Here is a 22345-nt window from a genome sequence, read left to right on the forward strand (position 1 = left end):
CCTTGGCCAGGGCCAGGACGGACAGCGGGGTGTATTCGGACGGTTTGACCACCACGGCGTTGCCCATCCGCAGGGCGGGGGCGATCTGCCAGATGGTGATCATCATGGGCCAGTTCCACGGGCCGATCGCGCCGACGACGCCGATGGGCCGGTAGTGCAGTTCTGCGCGGGTTTCGCCGTCGTCCACGACGGTTTCCGCCTCCAGCGGCGTTCCGGCGGCGGCGCGCAGCCAGGCGGCGCAGGCGCCGACTTCGAAGCGGGCGTTGGGGCCGTTCAGCGGCTTGCCCTGCTCGCGGGAGAGCAGGCGGGCGAGTTCCTCGGCGGAGCGTTCGACGGCGTCGGCAGCCTTCAGGAGCGCGGCGCTCCGGGCGTCGTGGCCCAGCGCCGCCCACGCCGGCTGGGCGGCCGATGCGGCGGCAATGGCCTGCTCCAGGTCCTGGACGCTGTGGACCGGCGCCTCACCGACTGCTTCTCCGGTGGCGGGGTCAAGGATGGTCCGGGTTTCGCCGGACTCCGGGGTGATCGAGGCCAGCAGGGCATCGTAGGTTTCCATGGGGTACTCCACTAGTAGTCAAGCGATGGTCCTGCTCAGGTGGGCGGGACTGGGATTGGGTAGCGTATTTCAGCTGGCGCCGATGGGGGCGCGGGACTCTACGGCCAGTTGGTCCGCTACGGCTCTGGCTGCGTCGAGGCCGCTTTCGATCGCGCCGTCGATGAATCCTCCCCAGCCGTTGGCGAAGTCGGATCCGGCGAGGCGGACCCGGCCTTCTGGTCTTTGGAGTTCGGCCAGCGAACGGGTGAGGTACCAGGTGTAGTGCATTGGCCAGGTGGATCTGGAGTGTTCGTCGTCGATCCAGTTGTGACCGGCTATTTCGAGGACTTCCAGTCCTGGGACGAGGGAGTCGAGGTGACTTTGGGCAGCTACAGGGTCGTCGACATCGATGGCGGCGGCGTCAGGTCCAAAGCAGACGAGGGTGGTGCTGTCATGGTCAATGTATTCGGCCTGAGCGAAGTTGAGCGCCCCGTTTTCAGGGCCGAGGGCAACGAACCGCTCTTGGCGGCCTTTGACTTTGATCCACAGTTTGGCTCCCTGCCCGGCTTGGCCCTTGGCTGCCGCTGCCAGTTTGGCGGGAGAAAGAGCGGGCTGGATGTCCACGTCGTTCAGCACGCTCAGGGGCAGGGCAAGGACGATTTGCCGGGCCGCGTACTGTTGGCCGTCGGCGGTGTGGACGATGACGCCGGCGTTGTCCTGGGCGATGGAAACAACGTGCTGGTTCAGCCGCAGCTCCGCCGTGGAATCGGCAAGGATGGCCTCAGCGAGGCGGCGGGTGCCGCCGTCGATCTTGAAGCTGGCGCAGGCCTCGAACATGATCTGCCATGAGCCGGTCGCGACCGCGCACCAGCGCAGGGCCTGGGTGTAGGCGGCCTGGTCGAGCTTGCCGTTGAAGTTCAGTGTCCAGAAGGAGCGGAGGAGCTGGCGCTGCTCGTCGGGCAGGTCCAGCCGGTCGATGGCCTCGGAAAGGGTAATGCCGTCGATGTCCGCGACTCCTGGGCTGGACAGTGGCGACCAAGGAAGCGGGAAATAGTGGCGCGAGTCAGCCAGGAGGGCCTGGTTCGGGGCGTCGAGCAGTTCAAGCAGACTGTCCGCGCTGCCTTCGCGTAGCTGGCCGTTGGCGGTCCAGAAGGCCTTGGTGAACTCCGGCCCGGGGACGGGGTTGATCCCGTAGCGTCCCATTTCCGCCCAGACGTAAGGCTGGGTCCAGTGCACCCAGGTGCCGCCAAGTTCGAGGTTGCGGCCCAGCCGTTCGTCGAGGTGGGTGCGGCCTGCGATGCGGTCCCGGGCTTCGAGCAGGGTGGTGGTGTGGCCGCGACGCGAGAGTTCACGGGCGGCGGTGAGGCCGGCGAACCCGGCGCCCACAATGATGACATCGGAGGTTTCCACGGAGATTCTCCCCTTAGCTGTAGACGAAGAATTCGATGGTGGGTTCCAGGACGGTCCAGCGGGTCATCGCACCCTTGGAGAGGGAGGCCATGGACCCGGCTGTGAGGTCGAAGGTGTCGGCGCCCTTGACGTCGATGCGCAGGTGTCCGGAGACGATGTAGATGGTTTCGTCCTGGTCGATGGGCAGGTCGAAGGGTTCGGGCGCCTCCTCGGGCGTGACCTTCCAGATGCCGGAGCTCAGCGCGTCGTTGCCATTGTCGCCGGGGCGGAGAAGCCATTGCACATTCCCGAGTTCGAAGGGTTCGAAGGCTGCGTCGGTGTGCTGGGTGTGGAAGACCTGGGACATGATGTTGCTCCTTGAGTTTGTTGGCCGGACCGGCTGGCCGGGCATCGGTTTGCGGTTAGTGTTTGCGGGTGTCCTGCGGGTACTCGGTGGTGTTTAGCACGCTGAGCCGTGAGTTGAACGGCAGGATGACAGGCTCGGCGGCGGGGTCGTCCCAGCCGAACATCCGCCCGATCGAGCGCTGTTCACGGAGATCCACGAGCAGCACGGCTTCAACTGTCATGACTTTCTCGGTCCAGAAGAAGATGTAAAGGTCTTCGGCGACGGCCCAGGTCATGCAACGGTCCGTATCCGCGAGTCCGGCCTCTCCGCCGCGGACGCAGTTCCAGGTGAACGTTCCCGCATTCAGGTAGATGTGCTCGTAACTCTCCACATCGCTGTAGCGGTAGAAGATCCGCTTCCCGACCAGGCCGGAGGATCGCTCGTGCAGGGATGACGAACCGTCGGCGTTCGAGTGCGTGAATTCTGTGGTGCTCCGGATCCTGCCGTCCACGGTGACGAAGGCGGAGACGCCGCTGGTGACGGCGCCGGTGTTGCGGTCGAAGATGATGGTGACGTTTTCGGCGTCGATGCCTTCACTGCGGACGAAGTCGATGATGAAGACGCCAGGACGGGCTTCGATTGCTTTGTAGGTTGCTGTTCCGCTTCCTGAGGGGCCGGACCAGCCTAGGGAGGACGCGTCCTTGAAGGCGTATTCGGTGATGGAGCCCGCAGGTGCCGGTATGGTCAGGGCCGTGTTGGACAAGGCGGAAGTGGCAGGCAGTGTCTGGTCGCCGAAGCCGTCCAGCATGGCTGACACGGGGGGCCATTCGTCTTCGGGGATGTAGTCCTGGATCTCTGTGGACGTCATTGGATGGTTCCTTTCATCGGGCACGGGGGTGCCCTGGGGATGGGCGTATCGGAAGTGGATGTCAGAGGATTTCTGCGGCGTAATTGATCGCGGGCTTTTGCCTGCCCCGTACCAGTCCGGCTGCGAAGAAGAGCGGGATGCCGATGAGGAGCCAGCGTGCCACGCCGCCAGCGCCGCCAAGCAGGACGTCGTAGTTGTCCAGCGTCAGGTAACCGACAATTACGAAGGCAAGGAAGGACAGTGCGGGAGCGATCACGGTCACCCAGAGGTTGTCGCGGACGCCCGTTCTGGCGAAATAGACGAGGATCGCGGCCGAGGTCACCAACAGGATTGCGATGAACCCGGCCGTACCCAAGGCTACGAACCACGCGAACACGGTGGTAATGGGGTCCGCCCCGGTCAGGAGGAAGGTGCTGATGATGGCCAGAACAACGAGCCCATTCACAAGGCCTGCAAAAGACGGGGCGCCGGTCTTGGAGACCGAGGCGAGCTTGGCGGGGAGTGCGCCGGCCCGTCCGAGCGCAAACAGGTAGCGTGAGAACATGTTGGACAGTCCCAGGAGCATCGCGATGAAGCTGGTGACGACGAGTACTTGCATGGCGACGCTGAGCCATGAACCGGCGCTGGCTTCTGCCAAATCGAAGATCATTCCCGAGGGGTTTTCCGTGGACGCCGCCTGAATTTTGTCGATTCCGATGGCGCCGCTGATGGCCCAGGTGGAAAGTGCGTAGAAAACGCCGATGAACGCGATGACGAGGTAGGCGGCGCGCGGAATTGTGCGTCGAGGATTCTTCGCCTCCTCGGCGAAGACAACGGTTGCTTCGAAGCTGGTGAAGCATGCGAAGGCGAAAAGCAAGGAAATTCCTAAACCGGGTCCGAAGATGTTCGAGCTGGTGAAGCCTTCGAAGGTGAAGATTCCCAGGCCGTTTTGGGCCACGAGAGATACAACCAACGCAGCTATGACCAGCGTTTCGCCAAGGATGAGAACTCCCAGCACTTTCAGGCTTGCGTCGACGCCCCGCATCGTCAGCCCGGTAGTTACCGCCAGAATGACCACGATCCAGACGTAGACAGGAAGTCCGATGCCGGTGAGGCTTTCAATCAGCTGCTGGGCAAACACGCCGAACTGTGCCCATAGGCCGATCTGAAGGCTGAGATAGGTCAGTATCGCGATTCCCGCGCCACCCGTGGCCCACTTGTTGCCCAGGCCTTTGGCGATGTAGGCCACAAAGCCGCCGGCGTTGGTGATGTGCTGACTCATCCGCAGGTAGCCGACCGAAAAGAGAGCAACCAACAGTGCGGCGATGGCGTAGATCACTGGCGTTCCGGGACCGCTGGCGGAAAAGAGGACGGGGCTGGCACCCACGACCGCAGCCATCGGCGCGGCCGCCGCGATGGCAAAAAAGGCAATGGCGACAACACCGAGCCTGTTCGCTCTCAACCGGACCGAAGTCGCCGTGGAGAGGGGATCTTCTACTTCAAGATGTGCGGTGGTCTGACTGGATTCTTGATTCATGGGTGGGTCCTTCAGGAGTGCATTGTCGACGCCGATGCGGAGGGTAGGAAGCCTGCTGTAGCGCGCCGGTGCGCGGCAGCAAAAGGCCAGAAGCTGTTCCTGGGAGGGGCAGATCGTCGGGTGATCTGAGCCACAATTGAAACTATACGTTTGTATAGTTTGAACTGTCAACGGGCGACTTTGCGACGCGTAACGCGGCTAGACTCGCTGTATGAGCCAGGAAACTCGCAAGTTGCCGTACGGAGATGGCCGCGAGGCGCTGCTAGCGGCCGTCATCGACGTGGTCGCAGAAAAGGGCCTCCGAGGAGTGACGTATCGGTCCGTGGCAGCGCGTGCGGGCGTCAACCACGCCTTGGTGACGCACCACTTCGGGTCCTTGGAAGGGCTGCTGGCCGCCACGATGGAGTGGGCGGTACAGAGGTCCATCCGGGAAACGGGCCTGGCCGGGATCGCGGACTTTGACGATGACTTTGCCGACTCTCTTATTGCATCGGTCTCAGCTGAACCCGAACTGCAACTGTTCCAGTTCGAAATGATCCTAGAGTCGAGGCGCAATCCGCAGATCCGTTCCATGGTGGAGCGTCTCTACGAGAACTACGTAAGCACTGTTGAAGAAGCCTTGAGCAAACGGGGACTGGACACCAGCGGTGAGGCCTCCTTGGCCATTTTCGCCGCACTTGACGGCCTCATGCTGCAATTCCTCACGATCAGCAACCCGACCAAAATCAGGTCAGCAGTGGCCCAAGTAGGCCAGCTGGTGGCCGGACTTCGGGAGTCCAGCAACGGCAATGACGATCCCCGGCACCAGGTGACCGCGACGAGCTAGCGTGCCGCTGCCCTGCCGCTGAGCGCCTCGACCAAGCGACCGGGGCGCTGCAGTTCTCGTTCTCACAGACGAAGGATTTCAAGAACGGGTTGATTCGGGAATCGCGGTGCTGGTGGCGAGCTACCGCATGCGACGCGCCTACCTCATATCGGCTAGTCCGGTTTGCCGACAATCACCTGCGACGGACTGTGCGTGACGTAGCCATTAGCCCAGGAAAAGAGGGCCTGGAGCTTCTGCTGGAAACCGGGCAGCAAGGCGAGGTGAACTCCCAGCCAGGAGACGAACGCCAGCGGGCCTTGCAGTTGGATACGCTTGCGGCCGAGTTCGGCGACTGCGGCTCCGCGGCCGACCATTGCCATGTAGCCCTTGTCCCAATAGACGAACGGCTGGCGCATTTGGCCGGTGAGGTCAGCGTAGATGTTGCGGGCGGCCCATTTGCCGGACTGCTGGGCGACCGAACCGAGCTGGGGAAGTTTGGCGCCCCTGGCATCGGTGATGTTGGCTGCATCGCCCAGCACGTAGACGCCCTCGGCCCCGGCCGCGGTCAGATCGGTCAGCACGTCGATGCGTCCGCCTTTCCCCTGCGGCAGGCCGGACTCGGCGATGATTTTTCCGGCCTGCAGGCCCCCGGCCCACACAACGATCTTGGCTCGAATGACGGTGCCGTCCGCGAGCGTGACGCCGTCGGGACGGACGTCTGTCACGCCTTGGCCCATGTGTAGTTGTACCCCGAGTTTCACCAGACGGTCACGGGTATACGTCTGTGATTTGGCGGAGAACGCCATCAGCACGTTCGGCACCATATCCACGAGATGGACTCGACACCGGCCCGCAAGGCCGGGCGAAAAATACTTCGGCACAATGTACTTGACGTTCTCTGCCAGCGCACCGGCGGTCTCCACTCCGGTGGGGCCACCGCCGACCACAACGACGTCCACGCTGCCCGCATGTTCACGGTCCGCCTCATCCAGGACGCGGGTGAGGGAAGCGCTCAGCCGCGTGGCGTCAGCCACTGAATACAGCGGATAGGCGTGTTCTTCGGCGCCCGGAGTGTTGAAGAAGTTCGGGACGGCACCTGTGGCAATTACGAGGATCCGTGCCTGGTGACGGGAACCGTCGGCCGTGGTGACGGTTCGGGTGACGGAATCGATCGCCGTCACCTCCGCCGTGAGGACGCGCACGCCTTTTATGCCGCGGAACACGGAACGAAGAGGCCGAGCCACCGCCGACACGCCGATCTGCGACGCCGCCACCTGGTACAGAAGGGGCTGGAACTGATGGTAGTTGTTCGCGTCGATCAGGAGTACCCGAATGCCCTTGCGGCCGAGCTCCTCGGCCGCGGTCATGCCGGCAAACCCACCGCCAACCACGATGACCTGATATGTATCGTCCATTCGAGCAACATACCGTGCGGGTCAGCTGCGCAACAGGGCACGTTTGTGGCTCCGGGAAGCTCCGGCTTCCCCGGCCCGCCGGTAAGAGGGTATGGGGTTACTGAGGGCCTCCGCGGGCCGTGAAGATGTCAGATACCTCCACTAAGCCCCGGGGCCTCCTCACTTCAAGGCTTATGTCACCCACGTCATGGCCTGGAAGGCGGCTTCATGCTTACTTCGCGGGCTTTCCGAAATGGCTGTATCTTCAGGTCCGATCAAAGGGTGACGAAAGCTCATCCGGATGCAGCTCGGGTCTGGCTCGGACAAGACGGAGGGGATGGCGGAACGACCGTCCCGACCAGGCTATCCACTGCCATCTCGACCTTCGTGCGGACGTTTACGCGGCCGCTGACCAGCCGTCGGCAGCAGCCGCCACCACTACAACGCCACACACTGCAGAACGAGATCGAAGAACTGCGGGCCAAGATGCAAGACCAGGAGGAAGAACTAGGTGCCGCCCGGGAGGCGAACCGTCAACTCATAGGGCAACTCAACAGGCCGGCGCCAAGTGATGGTTTGGATGGCCGCCGCGGCACGATGCAAGATGCGACCCGCCAGGACTGAAGCCCTTGGATATCCCGGGGAAGCATCGCCTATGTGGTCCTTAGTGCCGGTTACTACGCCAGGCTTCGACCGTTCGGTTGATATAGGTCTCGACGCTGGCGCTGACCTTGGTGGACGGGTCAAGCAGCCATTGCAGCCCGATTCCGTCCAACACGGCGGTGACCAGGCGAACTTCTATCTCGATTTCGGCTGAGGTGAGCGGTGCCACGTCGCCGGCGTCGACCGCTTGCCGGAGATGGAGTGCGAGAGTTTCGAGGTTGTCCGTATAGCGGCGTTGAATGAAGACGTGAGCCGGATGGGCCGGGCTGGATGCCTCGGCCGCGATGGTGGTGAACAACTCGAGCAGCCCCCGGTTGCTCAGATGCGCAGTCATGACCTCAGGTAGTCGGCGGAAATAGTCCAGACCGAGAACACCCGTGAGGCTGGCTTCGACAGTTCGTCGGTCCCACTCCTGCAGCACTGCCGTGAGGAGTCCTTCCTTGCTGCCGAAATGCTGCAGCAGCGTGGCGTGGGAGACCCCGACCCGGTCAGCGATGGTCCGGATCGAGCCACCCGCGTAGCCGTTCTCTCCGAAGACCGCGATGGCGACAGCGACGATCTGTTCACGCCGCCGGATTCCGGTGCGGTAGGGACCCCGTGAGGTAGTCCCTGTGCTATTCGACATAGGTTCCACCTTCTCATGAATCCGTTGACCAAAACCTACCACTCGGTTACAGTTTATCTCCAGATAGGGGCGCCGTCGACAGCAGCCTCGACCACGACTCCCACGACGCAAACATCCTCCCTGACGTCCGGCACCTGCCAAGCCCGGCCGCCCGCCAACCACCATGGAAGACAAGGAACTCTGATGGAATACTCAGTCCTCGGCTCGACCGGCGTAAAAGTGTCCCGGATTTGTCTGGGCACCGCCACATTTGGCGTCGCACCGACCGCGCAGGATGCCGACCAGGTCGTTGGCGCAGCTATCAACCTGGGGATCAACTTCGTCGACACCGCCGACGTATACGGCAACATGCCGGTCTTCGACCGGCCCGGTGCCCCCGTCGCCGCTGATCGTGAACCCTCCGAGCAGATCCTCGGCCGTGCCCTCCGCGGACGTCGCGACGAGGTGGTGATCGCTACCAAGTCCAACGGAATCGTCGGGCACGACATCAACGACCGTGGCCTGTCACGTCGACACATCATCCGTCAGGTCGAGGCGAGCCTACGCCGCCTGGAAACTGACTACATAGACCTCTACTACGCCCACGATCCCGACCCGGACACGCCGTTGGAGCAGACCCTGGCGGCATACGACGATCTCATCCGGCAGGGCAAGATCCGCTACGTTGGCTTGTCCAACCATCCTGCCTGGCAGGTTACACAAGCCCTGTGGATCGCGGATGATCGGCGTCAGCAGGCGCCCGTCGCCGCCCAGGTAAAGTACAACCTCATCGATCGGGCCGCCCAACGTGAGCTGGTGCCCGCCTGCCAGCGGTTCGGGCTGTCGATCGTTCCCTACGCGCCGCTGCACGGCGGCCTGCTTGCCGACCTTCGCGTTCTGGACCGGGACGTCTCGGGTGACCAGCGTTTCGCCGGAGCAGGGTTCAGCGACGCCGAGATTGCCGTTGCTCGGCAGGTCGAGCGTCTCAGCCGTACATGGGGACTGGCGCCGTACCAGGTTTCGCTGGCCTGGCTGTTGTCCCGCCCGGCCGTCGCTTCCGCCATCGTCGGCGCCGAAACCCCCGACGAGCTCCACGCCAACGCCACAGCGGCCGACGTCAAGCTCGAACAGTCGCAGCTGGACACACTCACGGCGTTGGCCAGCGAACCGGCAGCCTTCCATCACCGCGCCGGCACCGGACCGGAACGGCCACCCGTCACGACCGCCATGCCATCAACCGACTGAGTGGCTCAACCTCGCCACTGAGCAGGTCTTGCGCCGGCACCAACCGCAGCCGGTCCCTCGCTCGACTGCGTACCCCAGCCCTTCATCACAAAGGAACAATCATGCCTCAAGCCGACCAGGACACCATCGGCCTCCTGACCGCCTACTTCGACGCCATGGAGGCCAAAGATCACGAACGGCTGGGTTCCTACTACGCCGACAACATCACCCTGACCTTCGCCAACGCACCGACCATCGCCGGGCGCGACGCCATGCTGGGCCAGATGATTACCCTGCTCGGCAAGGTCAAGTCGCTGGCCCACCCGCTGATCAACGTCTGGCAGGAAGACGGTGGGGTGGTCATCGTCGAGGTCACCAGCATCTGGCGCCTCCACGACGACAGCGAAGTGAACATCAACGCCTGTTCGATCTTCACCCTCATCGACGGCAAGTTCACCGACCAACGCATCTACGTCGACAACGCCCCCGTCGAACGCTTCCTCAGTTGACCAGCGTACGAAAGGACCGCTCGTGGCTCGCATCCTGATCACCGGTTCCGCCCAAGGGCTCGGTCGAGCCGCCGACACCACCCTGCTCGACGAAGGGCACCAGATTGTCGTTCACGCCCGCGACACCAACCGCGCGGCCGCGTTGACCGACTTGGTCGATCGCGGTGCGGCCCTGGTCGTTGGCGATCTTGCCAGCGTTCAGCAGACCCGCCACCTCGCTGACCAGGTCAACCAGCTCGGCCCGATGGACGCCGTCATTCATAACGCGGGAGTCTACGGCGACCGCGATCGTAACCCCAGCCCTGAGGGGCACCCGCGGGTGCTGGCGGTCAACACCCTCGCCCCCTACCTACTGACCGGGCTGATTCAGAAGCCAGACCGGCTGATCTACCTCACCAGCGACATGCACGTCAGCGGCGACGGCAACCTCAGCGACCTCGACTGGAACACCCGCCGGTGGAACGGCACCCAGGCCTACTGCGACAGCAAGCTCTTCGTCACCGCACTCGCTCTCGCCATCGCCCGCCGTTGGCCAGACGTCATGAGCCACGCGGTCGACCCCGGCTGGGTACCCACGCGCATGGGCGGCCCTTCCGCCCCCGACGATCTTGATCAAGGCCACCTCACTCAAGCCTGGCTCGCGGTCAGTGGCAGCCGAGATGCCACCCGCAGCGGCCAAGTCTGGCACCACCGCCGACCAGTCTCCATCGCCGCCGAAGCTCGCGACAGCAGCTTCCAAGACCGACTCCTCAAGCAGTTGGCCGAGATAACGGGGATTGAGCTCGAAGGGTAGTTGCGCGCAAGACACCAAACCGTCTAGAGGCCAGCCCACGGAGAACAAGTGAGCGACACTTATCGCGCACGAACAACTGCACTCTCACGAGGCCAAACGTCAGAATGGCGCCACTGACGCCAATAGAATACCGGGTCAGGTCCTTACCCTGGCGCGACCACGGACTGGCCCGATTCCGATCCCTAAAAATCAGAACACGATAACCACCAAACTTGGGCTCGAAAAGCATCTGGTCAGGCAAGGCAGAAGCCGGCGGGATGCCCTTCACCCCCTTCGCCAGCGCAACCTCCAGCGGCGGGCGAACCCCCGGCGATTCCCCCGGGCGAAGCGCCGGGGGAATCGTGTCACCGAACTGCGACATGCCCTCAGAATAGGCCTCCTTAGGCGGCCGCGATCTGTTCAATGGGTGGCCTGATGAACCGCTGCACGGGTCCTGAGTGCCCTTCCTTCAATCGCCCCTGATGGCCGCATGGCCCTGCCCGTTAAGCTTGCCCTCGAACGAGCCGAATCTACCAAAGCGCAGGCGCGTCTCGGAACCCTAGCAATACGAGACGGGAAGGTTTCTAGACACCGAGTTAGCTGGGCACAACGGTGAGCAGCTGCTTCCTGGTAGCGTCGCGCTGAGGGAACAAGTAGTCGACGGAGAACACGAAGTCCTCAGCGGCCATCAGGCAACTTTGATCTAAGTTCTTCTGCATGGGAAGCGATGGCCTGACGCTGGTCTCGGGTGAATCTTCTAGCCTGCAGGTCGAGGACTGCCCGGCTGCACAGCTCTCCTACACCCAACAGCTGACCCACCCGACGGATTGCTTCGTCCCCGTCCTCTGAATCCTCAATCATCTGGAAGACCTCGTCACGCCGATCCATCGCCTGTACCAGGGCATCGACGACCATCAATTGTTCCCTTGTCTGCCGCTCATCCTCATCCATGCGGCGATTCTTGCACGACGGAAGTCATTGGGGCATTGCGTCCAGTTGGGGATCCTTCACCAGATAGCTCAGTTGAAATGAGGACCGAAGGCTATGGCATCCAGATCATGGGCAGTTACTGTGGCTCCATGAGGGACAGGATGCTGCTGATCATGTGCGGGACGACAGAGGTTCCTGCTCCGTGCTGGTCTATAAGCTGGAGACCGACTGACGGAAGGCTGGCGCCGTGCGGAAACTGATCTACGGCATGAACCTGACCCTGGACGGCTACATCGCCGCGGCCGGCGACGACATCGGCTGGAGCGGGCCGAGCGACGAACTGTTCCAGTGGTGGCTCGACCAGGAGGTGGCTAGCAGCCTGTCGCTGTACGGCCGCAAGCTCTGGGAGACCATGAGCTCCTACTGGCCGACCGGCGACCAGCAGCCCAACGCCACCCCGGCGGAGATCGAGTTCGCGCGGAACTGGCGGGACACGCCGAAGGTGGTGTTCTCCTCGAAGATCGACAAGGTCGATTGGAACACGCGCCTGGTCACCGGCGACGCGATCGCCGAGATCACCCGGCTCAAGGCCGAGGACGGAGGCCCGATGAGCGTCGGCGGCGCAACGCTCGCCGGGGCGGCCATGCGGGCCGGTCTGATCGACGAGTACGCGCTGGCCACCCATCCGGTCCTGGTGGGCGGCGGCACGCCGTTCTTCACTGCGCTGGACAGCTGGGTGAACCTGGACCTGGTCGAGACGCGGACGTTTCCCGGCGGCGTGGTCCTAACCAGGTACGAGACGAGGCGCTGAGCGCGTTCCTCCGAGCGGTGGAGGAATCGATCCACCACCCGCGGCCCCACGTCGGGTGGCCAGCAGATGGAAGTCCGACTCACATCTACCGCTGGGCCACGCCCTGCTGAGGATCGCTTCTTACTCTCAACAGTTAGGTGTTCTTCAACACGATGTTGTCTCCAATGCCGAAGACACAGACACTCCCGGCAGGTTGGGTTGGACCTACGCAGTTTGCCAGTAGGATCCCTGACTGCGGCGCGTTGACCACGCACGGCTGAGCAGCCGTGGATGGTTCTGCTCTGACTGGATTAGTCCTTTAGTTATCCAAAAGGAACCTGTCGATCAGGTATTGGATTCCTGCCAGGGCGGAGACTAGGACGAGCATGCGGCACCCCAATCGCCCAAACGTGTGGCCAATCGAGAATGAAACTGCGATTCAAGGACCAACCCCGAACGAGGCAGTTGGAGAGGACTAATCCACGCGATGAGCCGCCAGCCCTCATCTGAAGAGATTCGTAGATCACGCGTGGCCGCCCGGCGAATGGTTATGAGCTTTGAGGGCGATCCGTCTATCGGCCTGTGACGCCGTCCGTGACGCTGCTTACCGCGAATCTTGCGCAGGACTTTTGGGGATAGTTTGTCGCCCTGCTGCGCAGCCTTCTTCAGTAACGCCCTGCCCTCCCGCACCTGGCCAGAATTCCAAAGCGCAAAGCCCAAGTTATGAAGTGCGCTGGGTTCACCCTCTGCGACGCTGCGTCTGAGGAGTTCAATTTCCGTCTGTGGGTTGCCCACCTTCGAATAAAGATCCGCCAGCACGATCAAAACCTCTACCTTGCCGTTTTCCAGATGTTTTTCCCGTAGATTGATCGTCATCTGTGGTGTGGATGAGTTCCACGGCGGCCTCAGGGCTCGTTTCGCATCCTTCGCGTAGGACCTCCACGGCGGACAGTTCATCGCCTACTGCTCTGTACGATCTGGCCAAGCGGAGCGGCACGAGAGGATTTTCGCCAGCGAGGCGCAGCCATTTTATGGCCTGAAGATGTTTGCCCATCTCCAGGGAGGTTTCTCCCAGATAAATAGGCCGCCTGAGGATCCCCTATTTCCAACGTCTTCTGGAATTGAGCTATTGCTTCCTTGGGCCGGTTGATGCCGCGAAGGAACCAGCCATAGTTCAGGTAGGCTTCCTTCACTCCGTGCTCGATGGCAAGAAGGTACGAGACTTCTATCGCTGCATACTTGGGAATCTGAGTGAGGTCGTTTGCAGCGTTGAAGAGCCCGTCCTGATCTTTGAACAGGATCAGTTCTACGGATGAACGAAAGTCCACGGGTTCTGGATTCGAGCTCATATCCTGCCTGTCTTGGAGGCTCCGACGCCAAACGTAGCGCAACCTTATCGTCCGCCAGGCGCGTCTGTTGATATGCCACGTGTGTCGATTACTGTCTTGCCTGGGTTCCATTTGCGGGAACCTCTGCCGGCCCTCCGCTGCAGCATTACATACGCTGACGTTTCCTGGCCCGAACGAAGCCCATAACTCCGACTAGAGCGAGCAGGCCCCCTAATGTTTTGACCACTCCGCCGGCGACCTAAATTGCGAGGGCGATCCCGCACAATCTCTTCAGCTTTCACGGGCTCCTCCAGTCGATTGGGTTCAAAATCCTTGCCCTGTTCGGAGCCTACAATCTTTCGCTCAAGTTGCCGGATACAAAGACAAAGCAAAGGGTCCCTCTGTCGAGTTGACCTTGTACCGCCAAGTCCACGCTAACGTCCCGAAAGCGGGGTGGCTCACTTACGTCCCGCAAGCCGGTCGATGGAAGGGCACACCCCTTGATTTCTCGAACGTGTGAGGGGCAGACATCGGGATGCCCCGTATGCCCTGCCCGGTTTACCGCCCCGGTGAACGTCCCCGAAGTGGAGCATGGAAAGTCTTATAACCCTAGGGATACGAGGCACGAGGTTTCAAGACACCGAATCGATTAGGAGAAGGGTGTCGGGCTCCCTCAGAAGGAACGTAAACCGGACGCCCCCTGATCAGTAACCTTTACAGGGGCCTGTGGGCCTCATTTTCCCTAGGACGGGCGCTACTGGAACGCGCCAACCCCGGCGCTAGATATTTCGGTTGGTAGATTGGGATCATCTCCAGAACCAGAGGTAATGAGGTGGCCAGTCATGACGACGGCAGGAAATGGCGACCGAGGAAGCCTGCTGGCGTTGCTTTCCGACAAGGAATTTTGGGAACCAAACGGCCGTGTCGGCGTGATCACCCAGGGTAAGTACACCAACAGGCTGATTCTTTTCCATCCGGAGCCAACGCCTGGTCAATGGGCGGAAGTCGTCAGCTCCTCATTGGAAGAAGGTCCCCTGGATTCCTATATTTTGGCTGATGAGTATGCCGCGAACGTCCTCGAGGAGTACGGAGTTGTGTGGCTAGCCAGAAGCAACGAGGAAGTCGCCTTGGAACAGACGGTTTTCGATTGGCGACAGGTGTTTAGACCGGCACGGCGAAGTCTGAAGCAGTCGATCAGAGAGCTATTGGGGCGAAACCAACCGGAGTGAACGGGAGGAACTTTTTGAGGGCCCCGATGGTGATGGCACAACTTATTTCGGATTCCCAAGCCAACAATTGTCGCTTGTGTGAGTAGTTTCTTGCCCCGGTTGGGAACCCCGTGCGGGATAGTCCGGCTAGCTCGGCCTGGTCTGTCTTTGAAACCTGCAAAACGATGCATTAGGTGGCGGGTAGAAGGGCGGATTCAACGGCGACAATTTTCGAGCCGTAGAGTCGGTCCATATTTTTCTGGATGGTTCCGTCGTCGTAAATGACCCTGACAAAGACATACCCGTTTTCGACCTTTGCATAAAGCAGCGCTGGATCACTGGATTGCGACAGATCGTTTCGGATCTTCCTCAGCTGATCCGGCGTGCCAACGCCTCGATGCGCTGTGTCCATTCGAGGGTCCTTTGGCCATGGCGCGGACTCATTGGGTCCGAGAGGGCGTGGAGGTGTTTGCCCAAGGGTGAAGGTTGTGCCGTCCCACGTCCCCTGCAGCAGGTAAGTTCCCCACGTAACCATCCCTGCGGTTTCCGAGCCCCTGACAGAGTTCCAGTTCCAGCCGTCAATGACTGGTCCCAAGGCTAGAGTGTCGGTGCCTTCCTCGCATAAATGCCACTTGAGGCGGAATAAGCCTCGGGGCTCCTGGTGGGGCCAGATACGTCCGTCCAGCCGGGGCCAAGAAGGATTGGCATAGTCAGCGCCAATTCGCGGAACGCCGACACTGACCTTTGCACGAAACACTGCACATGTGGAGTTGGTCGCTCTGTGGCGGCGTTTTTTGGTCGCTCCGTGTCGCAACAGTTCCCGTAAGGCGAGCACCCATTCCCAATACATCGCAGCCGCACGTGAGCAGAGGCGCATCTCATGACCGCCGACACGAAACGCCGAGGCTAGTCGACGCACCGGATCGCGTCGCAGACGTTCACGGCTGGGCGTGACGCTCCAACGCGTCCAGAGTCGTCTCGGGCGATGTGTTGAAGCAGAAGGTGATTCCGGGCGATTCCGCATTGCACACGTTGATGATCCGTTCGAAGAGCTCGGTGTACTCCGGGATCATCCTGATGCCGCCCCCGATCATCACTAGGCCGAAACGATCACGACCGAACGCCGAGCGAATCTCTGCTTCGGCCTCGTCCGGGGAGGTGCCGATCAGGCAGTTGACGGCGTCGAAGCCGGCGGCCGTAGTGGCCCCGAACCCCGCTTCGATCCGTTCGGTCATCGTGGCCTCGTCGAGGCCAGGAGGCAGCTTGCTATAGTCGAGGGCTCGCGCGTGGATGCCGATCATGAGGATTCGAGTCATGGCCTCATTGTGGCATGCACGCCTCACCAACGAATTAGCCAAACCGCACCACCAATCAGGCGGGCCCGCTGGATCCTTGCTCGACCCGCCCCGCCCCAGATGAGCTGTTCCTGTAGTGCAGAGGACTCCTGACGTTCCGTGCAGACGACTTCGGAAAATGACACCCCTAGGGCAGTCTCACTATCGGTCGTTCGCGAGATGAGGGGTTCAGTCGTTCCGGTGCCGTGTGCGAAGTCGATTCTGTTCGGTGGGGCGGCGAAAGGAGGCAACACCGAAGCGGTCTAGGCGTCGCGGGGTGTGTTGGATTTCGTGGGTGCCGGCGCCGTTTCCTGCTCTTCCTCCTGGGTCGCCGCCCAGCTCGCCAGAAGCCGAAGAGCGTCCGCCGTCGGTGTTCCCGGCTCCGCCGTGTAGATCAGGAGGCTCCATCCCTGATCGGCCATCAGCTCGCTGGCCTCAAACAGAAGGTCCAGGGTGCCGACGATCGGGTGGTGGAAGTGTTTGAGGCCGGTTGCGTGCCGCCGGACGTTGTGGGCGCCCCATTTGGTCCGGAACTCCTCGCTCCGGGTGGAAAGTTCACCGATCAGGTCCTGGAGGTCTTTGTCGTACGGATCGCGGCCGGCTTCGGTCCGGAGGATCGCGACGATCGCGTCGGCAGTGCCATCCCAGTTGGGGTAGAAGAGCTCGGCCTTCCTGCGGTCCAGGAAGGCGTGGCGGGCCAGATTGACCGGCCGTTCGGCTGAGGCGTAGGCGTCAACGTGCAGCGCTCTGCCGAGCGCGTTCGCGGCGACGATGTCCATCCGGCCGTTCCGCACCAGTGCCGGGCCGCCTGTGATCGCGTCGAGGGCGAGCTGAAGGCCGGGGCGGACCACGGGGTCCCGAGGTGAGCGGCGCTGGCGGCGGCCCGGGGAGGCCGAAGTGGCCCGTGCCAGATCGAAAAGGTGCTCGCGTTCGGCTTCGTCAAGCAGAAGTGCACCCGCGATGCTGTGAAGGACCGCGTCAGACGCTCCAGTGAGATCCCCACGCTCCAAACGGGAGTAGTACTCCACGCTCATCCCGGCCAGCAGCGCGACCTCGGTACGGCGAAGCCCGGGGACGCGCCGGTTCGGCCCGGGTGCCAGACCGACCTGGTCCGGCCGCACTTTCGCCCGCCGCGTCGTGAGAAACTCACGAACTTCGTCTCGGTTCCGCTCAGTCATGACACAACACTACGAGCGGTTTCTCTAGCGTGGGGTTCCCCGCCAGGACACCCCTCAGGAGGGAACCCCGCCCGCGCGGATGATGAGGTTCGATAGTGGAAGCGGCCCGACACCGCCTCAGGGCCAATCCCAGCCCCCAGCCATCTCCTCCAGAGGAAAACCTTGTCTCAACGCGAAACAACAAGCCCCTCCCCGGTTCCCGTTCCGGTCACGACTGATGGGCCACAGGCGCGAGTCACACTAGTGCTGGCCTCTCTCGGGTTCTTCCTCATCACTCTCGACATCCTGATCGTGAACCTCGCGCTGACCAGCATCGGCAAGGAACTCGGCGGCGGAACCGCCGGCCAGCAGTGGGTCATCGATACCTACACACTCATGTTCGCAGCGTTGCTGCTGTTCGCGGGAAACCTCTCGGACCGGATCGGCGCGAAAAGGGCCTTCGGAATCGGTATCGCCGTGTTCCTGGTGGCCTCGATCGCCTGCGCCATCGCGCCGACTGCGGGCTTGCTGATCGCCGCGCGCGCCGTCCAGGGTGGTGCAGCGTCGGTCATGCTTCCCGCCTCAATGGCATTGATCCGGCAGGCCTTCCCCGACCCGAGACGTCGCGCACACGCCCTCGGGATCTGGGCCGTCGGCGGCGCCGTCGCCGGGGCCGTGGGTCCACTTGTCGGCGGCCTGCTCACGACCATCAACTGGCGACTCGTGTTCGCGATCAACCTTCCCGTCTGCATCGCAATGCTCGTACTCCTGGCCTCCGTCGCCACCTCGCCGCGCCGGCCGGTTTCCTTCGACTGGGCCGGACAGACCACAGCGATCATCGCCCTGACCGCGTTGATGTACGGCCTCATCACCGGAGGAGCTGAGGGCTTCAGTTCGATGCCAGTCGTGCTGAGCCTGACAACCGCAGCCGCGGGCATCACGGGATTTCTCCTGATCCAGGCGCGCGGCCGGCACCCCATGATGCCCTTGGAGTTGTTCCGCTCTTCCGGAATGCGAGTGTCCCTTGCTGTCGGGTTTTCGTTCATGGCGAGCCATTTCGGTACCGTCTTCGTACTCAGCCTCTTCCTCCAACAACACCTCGGACTGACACCGCTTCAGGCCGGACTCGTCTTCCTGCCCTCCGCGGCGTTCAGCGTCGTTGGAAACATCGTCAGTGGAACTTTCGCAAACCGTTTCGGGCCCCGGACGCCAATCGTTCTCGGATTGACGATTATGATCCTTGGGCTCACCGCCATGATTATCACGGCACCGATGGGGTCCCCGCTCCTGGTGGGAGCCTTCCTGATCCTCACCGGCTCCGGCGGATCAGTTGCGATGCCGCAAGTCACCTCCGTTGTCCTCGCGAGCGCGCCAAGTGAGAAGGCGGGCACCGCAAGTGCCGTGTTCAACACCTTTCGGCAGGTCGGCGGCGCTGTCGCCATCGCTGTCTTCGGCGCCCTTATCGCCGACCGCTCCAACTTCGTCCACGGGATGCAGGTCAGCTTCATCATCGCCGCATCCCTGCTCTCGCTCACCGCACTCGCAGCCCTTTCCGTCCTCCGGCCGGCCACCGACACTCAAACGTCTCCCTCACACCGCACGCCTCTGAAAAAGGTCCCATAAGAAGCCGACCCCGCGAAGAAGGCCCCTCAGCACAGCAGGCTTACCTCGCGGCGTCCCAAATGCTGTTTCCTAACGGGACGGCCGGGGGATGCGAGCACGCCAAATAGTGCCGCGAAAAACGGGCCATATAGTCCTGCGATTCACACCGCGAGGGTGCCTTATCTGCGATCTCGTAGGCGTCTCACAACCCTTGAGATACGACACGTCTCACCGACTGAACGACCGCGGCGACGGCAGTGCCTTAGTTTTCGTGGAATCGTTGGAGTTCGTCCGCGGCTCGTAACTACGTCTCACAACCTTCTGGTTGAATCGCTGTATCCACCGTTAGTTACGAGACACATCTCTGATTTCGCAGTTCCAAATGGGGGATTGTGGTCATGACTGCCTGCGTAGCATTCGGATCTACGCTGCCGCTTTTGAGCCCCGTCGCTTGCGAAAGAACTGGACTAACTGCCGACGGCGGTTGCCTCAGGACCCGCCGTCGGGCATTCCGGCATCAAAGCCCGGCCGGCGCGGGCGGGTTCCGGGCGGCGATGAGGGTGGTGATCCAGACGAGGGCGGCGAGCACGGCGTAGCCGGCGGTGATGACGGGGAGGCTCAGGACCCGGCTGGCCTGTCCGGCGATGAGGCTGGGGACGGCGGACCCGGTGTACGAGATAGCGTAGATCACGGCAAGCAGGCCGGCGCGCTCCCGGGGGAGCGCCTCGGGCAGGAGAGTGTTCATGCTGCCGGAGGTGGCGATCCCCATCCCGATGCCGCCGACGACGCCCGCACCGATATACAAGCCAAGGATGCCGGCGGTGCTGGCGAACGTGAGGCCGATGCCTGCGGCGGCGACGAGCGTCATCCCGGTGCGCTGCGCGGCCGCGGGTGTGAAACGCCCGGCGATGAACCCGCCGAGGAAGCTCGGCGCCATGTAGGAGGCGAATACGGCGGCCGCGACGAGCGGACTGTGCGAGCCGAGATCCTCGGCCGCGATGGAGGGGCCGAACGAGGTGAAGTAGCCACCGAACGCCCAGGTGGCGACAAAGACGCCGGAGGCGAGGGGCAGGTAGGGGCGGGACGCGTTGGGAACGACGAGCCGTGGGATCAGTGAGGACCAGGCGCCGGCGGTGCGGGTGACGGTCTCGGGGCGGGTGGCGAGGGCGATCGCGCAGCCGAGCAGGATCACGGCGAACACGCAGAAGGTGAGCTCGCGCGGGGCCGGCGCGAACTGGACGAGCACCCCGGAGATGAAGACGCCGAGGGCGAGGCCGACGGTGGCGCCGGCAGTGGTGACGGCCGCGACAAGCCACCTGGGGCGCCGGGGTGCGGTGTCGACGATGTAGGCGCCGATGGCGCAGGAGGCCAGGCCGGCGGCAAGTCCTTGAAGGGCCCGGCCGAGCAGGAGCGGGAGGGAGCTGTGGACCCACAGCAGGGTGAGGCAGCCGGCGATGGCGATCAGGAGCGCGGCAATCGAGACCGGACGGCGCCCGTGGTGGTTGGAGAGCCGGCCGAGGACGAGCAGGGCGAACACGGCGCAGACGAAGTAGGTTACGGCGGCCAGCGAGAACTGGTCATTGGTAAGGCCGTCGGCACTCCGGTAGGTGTCGTAGAGGGGAATGGCTGCGGCTCCGGCGGCGAACACCGAGACGAACGAGACGGTGGCCGCGACGAAGCCGCGCCCTTCGGCGGGGGCGGCGTGGGATGTGTTTGGGTCATGTGCTTCCTTAGGCGTCAGCGGTTGACGAATCCCAGATGCTGGTCGTTGTAGCGGGCGCCCTGCACACCGATCCGCCGCGCGAGCGCGGCGAGATCTGCGGCCTCGTCCGCGGACAGGGCCACGGCCGTGGCGCCGGCGTTCTCTTCGATTCGGGGGGTGCTGCGCGTGCCCGGAATGGGCACAATCCATGGCTGCTGCGCGAGCAGCCACGCCAACGCGATCTGCGCAGGGGTGGTGCCCTTGCTGCGGGCGAGGCCGGTGACGTGCTCGACGAGCGCGGCGTTCGCGGACCTGTTCTCCTGGGTGAAGCGGGGGATCGTGGCGCGGACGTCGCCCTCAGCGAAGGTGGTGGCCGTGTCGACGGTGCCGGTGAGGAAGCCCTTGCCGAGCGGACTGAACGGCACGAAGCCGATGCCCAGCTCAGCGAGCGCCGGAAGCACCTCCGCCTCGGGGTCGCGGGTCCACAGGGAGTACTCGCTCTGGACCGCCGTCACCGGCTGCACCTCGTGCGCACGACGGATGGTCTGGGCCGATGCTTCCGACAGTCCGAAGTGCCGGACCTTGCCTTCTGCAATCAGCTCGCCGACGGTGCCGGCGACATCCTCGATGGGAACGCTGGGATCGACGCGGTGCTGGTAGAACAGGTCGATTACATCGGTCCGGAGACGCTTCAGTGAGGCGTCAGCGACGCGGCGGATCTGCTCGGGCCGGCTGTCCAGGCCGATGCTCTTACCGCCCTCGATGCGCCACCCGAACTTGGTGGCGACCTGTACCTGGTGGCGGATCGGCTCCAAAGCCTCACCGACCAGCTCCTCGTTCAGATACGGTCCATACACCTCGGCGGTGTCGAAGAAGGTCACCCCGAGGTCGTATGCGGAGCGGATCACAGCGATCATGTCCTCGCGGCTGCCAGGGTTGGGCCCGTAGCTTTGCGACATGCCCATGCAGCCCAAGCCGACCGCAGAGACGGTCAGGCCTTGTCCGAGAGTACGTGTGTGCATGGTTTAGTCTCCGTTGTGGTCGGTGGTCTGTTCGTGGTGCTTCCCGCGTCGATGGGACTCGAGCGAGGGGTCAGTCAGGACTGGGTGCCGTTGTACTCGTTGTCGGTGATGTGTTCGAGCCAGGTGGTGGTCGTGGCCGGGTCATCACCGTTCTCCAGCATGGCGATGTGCTCCATGAAGCAGCCGGGTGCGGCGGCGTGCCAGTGTTCTTCGCCGGGCGGGGTGTACAGGGTCTGGCCGGGGTGGACCTCGATGATGCTGCCGTCGCGGCCGCCGAACCGGGCGACGCCCTGGGTAACCCGGAGGTACTGTCCGCGGGCGTGGGAGTGCCAGGCGGTGCGGGCGCCGGGGGCGAACCGCACGGTCGCGACGATCATGCGCTGATCGCTTTCGTGGGGAAGCGCGATGGGGTCCAGCCACACATCGCCGACAAACTGCTCGGGCGGATTCTTGCCGGTGGGGTTGGTGGGTTCGACGTTCATGCGTGCTCCTTGCTGGCGGTGGAAGTCGATTCGGTCGCCGCCCAGCTGAGCTTCGCACGCCGGGCGGCGGGGAACTCACAAATCGCGGTGCGGTTGTCCATGCCGACCACGCTACAAACTCATCCGGTCCTGAGGGAGTCCCTGTCAGTACCACGCTTCGCCAGCCCA

At 63.1% G+C, this 22345-nt stretch carries 23 protein-coding genes; 7 read left to right on the top strand and 16 right to left on the bottom strand.

What is annotated here, in order from left to right:
* The 5 genes from LQ144_RS18045 to LQ144_RS18065 form a co-directional block, all read right to left on the bottom strand.
* A partial coding sequence (locus LQ144_RS18045) for an aldehyde dehydrogenase family protein (protein WP_230120084.1) occupies positions 1 to 553 on the bottom strand: 553 nt, incomplete at its 3' end.
* A gap of 69 nt (positions 554 to 622) precedes the next feature.
* Complete coding sequence (locus tag LQ144_RS18050) at positions 623 to 1942, bottom strand: NAD(P)/FAD-dependent oxidoreductase (protein WP_230120085.1); 1320 nt, start codon at positions 1940 to 1942, stop codon at positions 623 to 625.
* Positions 1943 to 1955: 13 nt separating this feature from the next.
* Entirely contained in the window at positions 1956 to 2288 is a 333-nt protein-coding gene (locus LQ144_RS18055) for a cupin domain-containing protein (protein ID WP_230120086.1), read from the bottom strand.
* A 55-nt stretch (positions 2289 to 2343) separates the two neighbouring features.
* A complete protein-coding gene (locus LQ144_RS18060; RefSeq protein WP_230120087.1) occupies positions 2344 to 3135 on the bottom strand; it encodes a MoaF C-terminal domain-containing protein in 792 nt (263 codons plus the stop codon).
* A 61-nt stretch (positions 3136 to 3196) separates the two neighbouring features.
* Complete coding sequence (locus LQ144_RS18065) at positions 3197 to 4651, bottom strand: APC family permease (RefSeq protein WP_230120088.1); 1455 nt, start codon at positions 4649 to 4651, stop codon at positions 3197 to 3199.
* A 211-nt stretch (positions 4652 to 4862) separates the two neighbouring features.
* On the opposite strand from LQ144_RS18065, the gene LQ144_RS18070 reads away from it, so the two are divergent.
* Positions 4863 to 5477 (top strand): TetR/AcrR family transcriptional regulator, encoded by a 615-nt coding sequence (locus LQ144_RS18070; protein WP_230120089.1) that lies wholly within the window; start codon positions 4863 to 4865, stop codon positions 5475 to 5477.
* A gap of 152 nt (positions 5478 to 5629) precedes the next feature.
* Here the strand turns inward: LQ144_RS18070 and LQ144_RS18075 are convergent, their stop codons facing one another.
* Together LQ144_RS18075 and LQ144_RS18080 are read right to left on the bottom strand one after the other, a co-directional pair.
* A complete protein-coding gene (locus LQ144_RS18075; RefSeq protein ID WP_230120090.1) occupies positions 5630 to 6871 on the bottom strand; it encodes an NAD(P)/FAD-dependent oxidoreductase in 1242 nt (413 codons plus the stop codon).
* A 643-nt stretch (positions 6872 to 7514) separates the two neighbouring features.
* Positions 7515 to 8138: a TetR/AcrR family transcriptional regulator gene (locus tag LQ144_RS18080; RefSeq protein WP_230120091.1), complete on the bottom strand. Its 624-nt coding sequence runs from the start codon at positions 8136 to 8138 to the stop codon at positions 7515 to 7517.
* 183 nt (positions 8139 to 8321) lie between these two features.
* On the opposite strand from LQ144_RS18080, the gene LQ144_RS18085 reads away from it, so the two are divergent.
* The 3 genes from LQ144_RS18085 to LQ144_RS18095 all read left to right on the top strand — a co-directional run bounded on the left by LQ144_RS18085 (position 8322) and on the right by LQ144_RS18095 (position 10643).
* The gene (locus LQ144_RS18085; RefSeq protein WP_230120092.1) at positions 8322 to 9362 is read left to right on the top strand and encodes an aldo/keto reductase; all 1041 of its coding nucleotides are present in this window, start codon (positions 8322 to 8324) and stop codon (positions 9360 to 9362) included.
* 101 nt (positions 9363 to 9463) lie between these two features.
* Positions 9464 to 9850, top strand: a complete 387-nt coding sequence (locus LQ144_RS18090; RefSeq protein WP_230120093.1) for a nuclear transport factor 2 family protein — start codon at positions 9464 to 9466, stop codon at positions 9848 to 9850.
* Positions 9851 to 9872: 22 nt separating this feature from the next.
* Positions 9873 to 10643, top strand: a complete 771-nt coding sequence (locus tag LQ144_RS18095) for an SDR family NAD(P)-dependent oxidoreductase (protein WP_230120094.1) — start codon at positions 9873 to 9875, stop codon at positions 10641 to 10643.
* A gap of 657 nt (positions 10644 to 11300) precedes the next feature.
* Here LQ144_RS18095 and LQ144_RS18100 read toward each other — a convergent pair.
* Positions 11301 to 11573: a DNA gyrase subunit A gene (locus LQ144_RS18100; RefSeq protein ID WP_230120095.1), complete on the bottom strand. Its 273-nt coding sequence runs from the start codon at positions 11571 to 11573 to the stop codon at positions 11301 to 11303.
* Between the two features lie 226 nt (positions 11574 to 11799).
* Here LQ144_RS18100 and LQ144_RS18105 point away from each other — a divergent pair, with 226 nt between their 5' ends.
* Positions 11800 to 12363, top strand: coding sequence for a dihydrofolate reductase family protein (locus tag LQ144_RS18105; protein WP_230120096.1), 564 nt, complete (start codon positions 11800 to 11802; stop codon positions 12361 to 12363).
* A gap of 354 nt (positions 12364 to 12717) precedes the next feature.
* Here LQ144_RS18105 and LQ144_RS18110 read toward each other — a convergent pair whose 3' ends face one another.
* Both LQ144_RS18110 and LQ144_RS18115 read right to left on the bottom strand, forming a co-directional pair.
* Positions 12718 to 13218 carry a hypothetical protein gene (locus LQ144_RS18110; RefSeq protein WP_230120097.1) on the bottom strand — a complete coding sequence of 167 codons (501 nt, stop codon included), beginning with the start codon at positions 13216 to 13218 and terminating at the stop codon, positions 12718 to 12720.
* 77 nt (positions 13219 to 13295) lie between these two features.
* Positions 13296 to 13691 (bottom strand): hypothetical protein, encoded by a 396-nt coding sequence (locus tag LQ144_RS18115; RefSeq protein WP_230120098.1) that lies wholly within the window; start codon positions 13689 to 13691, stop codon positions 13296 to 13298.
* 821 nt (positions 13692 to 14512) lie between these two features.
* On the opposite strand from LQ144_RS18115, the gene LQ144_RS18120 reads away from it, so the two are divergent.
* Positions 14513 to 14899 (top strand): hypothetical protein, encoded by a 387-nt coding sequence (locus tag LQ144_RS18120; protein WP_230120099.1) that lies wholly within the window; start codon positions 14513 to 14515, stop codon positions 14897 to 14899.
* Between the two features lie 169 nt (positions 14900 to 15068).
* Here the strand turns inward: LQ144_RS18120 and LQ144_RS18125 are convergent, their stop codons facing one another.
* The 3 genes from LQ144_RS18125 to LQ144_RS18135 form a co-directional block, all read right to left on the bottom strand.
* Positions 15069 to 15290, bottom strand: a complete 222-nt coding sequence (locus tag LQ144_RS18125) for a hypothetical protein (RefSeq protein ID WP_230120100.1) — start codon at positions 15288 to 15290, stop codon at positions 15069 to 15071.
* A gap of 526 nt (positions 15291 to 15816) precedes the next feature.
* Positions 15817 to 16194: a hypothetical protein gene (locus tag LQ144_RS18130; protein ID WP_028275079.1), complete on the bottom strand. Its 378-nt coding sequence runs from the start codon at positions 16192 to 16194 to the stop codon at positions 15817 to 15819.
* Positions 16195 to 16475: 281 nt separating this feature from the next.
* Positions 16476 to 17390, bottom strand: a complete 915-nt coding sequence (locus LQ144_RS18135) for a helix-turn-helix transcriptional regulator (RefSeq protein WP_230120101.1) — start codon at positions 17388 to 17390, stop codon at positions 16476 to 16478.
* Between the two features lie 243 nt (positions 17391 to 17633).
* Here LQ144_RS18135 and LQ144_RS18140 point away from each other — a divergent pair, with 243 nt between their 5' ends.
* Entirely contained in the window at positions 17634 to 18992 is a 1359-nt protein-coding gene (locus LQ144_RS18140; RefSeq protein WP_230120102.1) for an MFS transporter, read from the top strand.
* 496 nt (positions 18993 to 19488) lie between these two features.
* On the opposite strand, the gene LQ144_RS18145 is transcribed toward LQ144_RS18140, so the two are convergent.
* The 3 genes from LQ144_RS18145 to LQ144_RS18155 all read right to left on the bottom strand — a co-directional run bounded on the left by LQ144_RS18145 (position 19489) and on the right by LQ144_RS18155 (position 22177).
* On the bottom strand, positions 19489 to 20619 hold the full coding sequence (locus LQ144_RS18145) for an MFS transporter (protein WP_230120103.1): 1131 nt from the start codon (positions 20617 to 20619) through the stop codon (positions 19489 to 19491).
* An 89-nt stretch (positions 20620 to 20708) separates the two neighbouring features.
* On the bottom strand, positions 20709 to 21695 hold the full coding sequence (locus LQ144_RS18150; RefSeq protein WP_230120104.1) for an aldo/keto reductase: 987 nt from the start codon (positions 21693 to 21695) through the stop codon (positions 20709 to 20711).
* A gap of 74 nt (positions 21696 to 21769) precedes the next feature.
* Positions 21770 to 22177: a cupin domain-containing protein gene (locus LQ144_RS18155; protein WP_230120105.1), complete on the bottom strand. Its 408-nt coding sequence runs from the start codon at positions 22175 to 22177 to the stop codon at positions 21770 to 21772.
* Positions 22178 to 22345 lie beyond the last annotated feature (168 nt).

It is taken from the genome of Arthrobacter sp. Bi83, from assembly GCF_918698095.1.
GTDB lineage: Bacteria > Actinomycetota > Actinomycetes > Actinomycetales > Micrococcaceae > Arthrobacter.

Bases quoted from the DNA above. Each gene is read 5' to 3' on its own strand.
- LQ144_RS18085 (WP_230120092.1), top strand. From the start codon at position 8,322: ATGGAATACTCAGTCCTCGGCTCGACCGGCGTAAAAGTGTCCCGGATT.
- LQ144_RS18075 (WP_230120090.1), bottom strand. From the start codon at position 6,871: ATGGACGATACATATCAGGTCATCGTGGTTGGCGGTGGGTTTGCCGGC.
- LQ144_RS18150 (WP_230120104.1), bottom strand. From the start codon at position 21,695: ATGCACACACGTACTCTCGGACAAGGCCTGACCGTCTCTGCGGTCGGC.
- LQ144_RS18090 (WP_230120093.1), top strand. From the start codon at position 9,464: ATGCCTCAAGCCGACCAGGACACCATCGGCCTCCTGACCGCCTACTTC.
- LQ144_RS18060 (WP_230120087.1), bottom strand. From the start codon at position 3,135: ATGACGTCCACAGAGATCCAGGACTACATCCCCGAAGACGAATGGCCC.
- LQ144_RS18065 (WP_230120088.1), bottom strand. From the start codon at position 4,651: ATGAATCAAGAATCCAGTCAGACCACCGCACATCTTGAAGTAGAAGAT.
- LQ144_RS18080 (WP_230120091.1), bottom strand. From the start codon at position 8,138: ATGTCGAATAGCACAGGGACTACCTCACGGGGTCCCTACCGCACCGGA.
- LQ144_RS18135 (WP_230120101.1), bottom strand. From the start codon at position 17,390: ATGACTGAGCGGAACCGAGACGAAGTTCGTGAGTTTCTCACGACGCGG.
- LQ144_RS18055 (WP_230120086.1), bottom strand. From the start codon at position 2,288: ATGTCCCAGGTCTTCCACACCCAGCACACCGACGCAGCCTTCGAACCC.
- LQ144_RS18120 (WP_230120099.1), top strand. From the start codon at position 14,513: ATGACGACGGCAGGAAATGGCGACCGAGGAAGCCTGCTGGCGTTGCTT.
- LQ144_RS18110 (WP_230120097.1), bottom strand. From the start codon at position 13,218: ATGACGATCAATCTACGGGAAAAACATCTGGAAAACGGCAAGGTAGAG.
- LQ144_RS18115 (WP_230120098.1), bottom strand. From the start codon at position 13,691: ATGAGCTCGAATCCAGAACCCGTGGACTTTCGTTCATCCGTAGAACTG.
- LQ144_RS18125 (WP_230120100.1), bottom strand. From the start codon at position 15,290: ATGGACACAGCGCATCGAGGCGTTGGCACGCCGGATCAGCTGAGGAAG.
- LQ144_RS18130 (WP_028275079.1), bottom strand. From the start codon at position 16,194: ATGACTCGAATCCTCATGATCGGCATCCACGCGCGAGCCCTCGACTAT.
- LQ144_RS18155 (WP_230120105.1), bottom strand. From the start codon at position 22,177: ATGAACGTCGAACCCACCAACCCCACCGGCAAGAATCCGCCCGAGCAG.
- LQ144_RS18070 (WP_230120089.1), top strand. From the start codon at position 4,863: ATGAGCCAGGAAACTCGCAAGTTGCCGTACGGAGATGGCCGCGAGGCG.
- LQ144_RS18100 (WP_230120095.1), bottom strand. From the start codon at position 11,573: ATGGATGAGGATGAGCGGCAGACAAGGGAACAATTGATGGTCGTCGAT.